Raw genomic sequence first — 2,038 nt, 5'->3', positions numbered from 1 at the left:
ACGATATTTGCAAGCTCTGTCGGAGGAGCTACGACTTTCGGCATTATGGAAAAGGCTTTTTTGGGGCATGAATATTATGCTTACGCTCTTATACTTACAATACCTATAGATATATTAATTGCGATCTATATAGTGCCTTTAATTGCCAAACATTACGGAGCTGAAAGTATCGGCGACATTATGAGTACATATTACGGTAATATCGGTCGTTTTATCGGCGGTGTTAGCTCAGTCATTGTTTCAGTGGGGTTTTTGGCTGCTCAAATAAGCGTAAGCGGCTATATTTTTCAATATATCTTAGAAATAAATTATGTAAATGGGGTAATTTTAAGTTATAGTATAGTACTTATATATACTACAATAGGCGGTTTACAATCTATTGTTTTTACTAATTTACTACAATTTTTGGCGATGATAATCGCTATACCAACCATAACTTTTATCAGTTCAAATAAAGTTAATTTTGTAGATTTTATCGGTAGCTTATCAAGCACGAATTTTGATCAGAGCAACTTACTTTCTTATACGATTGCAGCAGCTTTAAGCTTTAGCGTCATGAATCTATATCCTACATTTATCCAAAGAGCTTTAATTAATAAAAATCCTACGCAAACAACTAAAGCAATATATGCAAAATCTGCTATATATTTTTTCTTCTTGATTTGCATTACTTTAAACGGTTTAATTGCTTATAAGCTTTATCCAAACCAACCGTCAAATTTAGTATTACCTTATTTAATCAACCAAATCATCCCGACTTTAATTCAAGGGATAGTAATGAGCGGCCTTTTAGCTGCCGTTATGTCTACTGCCGATTCTGATTTAAACGTTACTTCTATAGCTCTCGTTAAGGACATAATTAACCCTATACTTAAAGTAAAAAATCAGCAAAAATTATTATTAATTGCTCGAATTATTAACATTATAATAGGAAGTTTTGCAATAATTGTAGCTTTAAAATTTAGTAATGTAATTGACTTAGTAGTGTTCTTTACCGGTTTTTGGGGACCGGTAATATTAATACCGTTAATAACAACACTTTTTGGTATCAGAACATCTAAAACCGCAATGGCTTTATCATCACTCGGCGGAGCAGCTACTTTTTTAACGTGGGAATATTATTCTTTATACCTAAAATATTTTAACCTGAAGGGAGTATTTATAGGGACAATGACAAGTCTGATAATATTTATTTTAGGACGAAACGTCATTGCGAGCAGCCATAGGCTGCGTGGCAATCCAGAAAAATAATAAAAAAAATGCATAGCATTTTTTTTCTTCCTTGCTTCGTCAATTACTTAACGCGAGTTTCGAATTAATATAGCATAGGATTTAGCATATCAAGAGAGATGTAATAGAAGGTTTATTATCAGACATTTGATAATTTATCAGTGCTGCAACCATATGCACAAAGGCATTTGTAACTGATCTATGCCTTGAATGCTCAAACTTCCCCAATAGTTTAATTTTACTAAACACAGATTCTATTAATGCTTTTTTAAGCAATAATATTTTATCCAACATAGACATAAGTTTATTTTTCATATTTTTCTTTACCCTAGTTACCATAAAAATTCCTTGCTCTAAAAGTTGTAGAAATAATTGTTGCGAAATATAACCACGATCTCCGAATACTTTACCAAAAAGATTTTTGATTATCAGTTCCAGCTGTTTTCTATCATCCTTATTGCCAGGGCTAAAAGATGCTTTAACTATACCACCGGCTCTATTAATTATTAGATGTAGTTTAAGTCCATAGAACCAACCTTTTGTTGTCTTACTGCTTGCTGCTATGCCGGCGAACACTTTATTCATTGAAATACGGTATCTCTTACATACCTCTATACTACTTGAATCTACAAAAGAGAGTCCGTCACACTGATCCAAAATAGAATTGAATATTAGTACTAATAGTGGTAAATGTGGACCTATTATTTTTATAAATTGACTATAGCTTACTAATTGAAATCTCTTTGATGATGAATTCATATTTGCTTCAGATATATTCTTAAAAAATCATAAGATGACTGCCAGTAGC

The 2,038-nt window shown here is 32.1% G+C and carries 2 protein-coding genes; one reads left to right on the top strand and one right to left on the bottom strand.

Features of this window, described 5'->3' with window-relative positions; translation table 11 throughout:
* On the top strand, positions 1–1,251 hold a 1,251-nt coding region (locus REIS_RS10200; RefSeq protein WP_040614909.1), incomplete at its 5' end, for a sodium:solute symporter.
* A gap of 81 nt (positions 1,252–1,332) precedes the next feature.
* On the opposite strand, the gene REIS_RS10195 is transcribed toward REIS_RS10200, so the two are convergent.
* Positions 1,333–1,989 (bottom strand): IS982 family transposase, encoded by a 657-nt coding sequence (locus REIS_RS10195; protein WP_050755412.1) that lies wholly within the window; start codon positions 1,987–1,989, stop codon positions 1,333–1,335.
* Between the last annotated feature and the right edge of the window lie 49 nt (positions 1,990–2,038).

The organism is Rickettsia endosymbiont of Ixodes scapularis, assembly GCF_000160735.1.
GTDB lineage: Bacteria > Pseudomonadota > Alphaproteobacteria > Rickettsiales > Rickettsiaceae > Rickettsia > Rickettsia tamurae.
The sequence above is the reverse complement of the archived record's forward strand: the minus strand, read 5'-3'. Positions and strand labels throughout refer to the sequence as shown.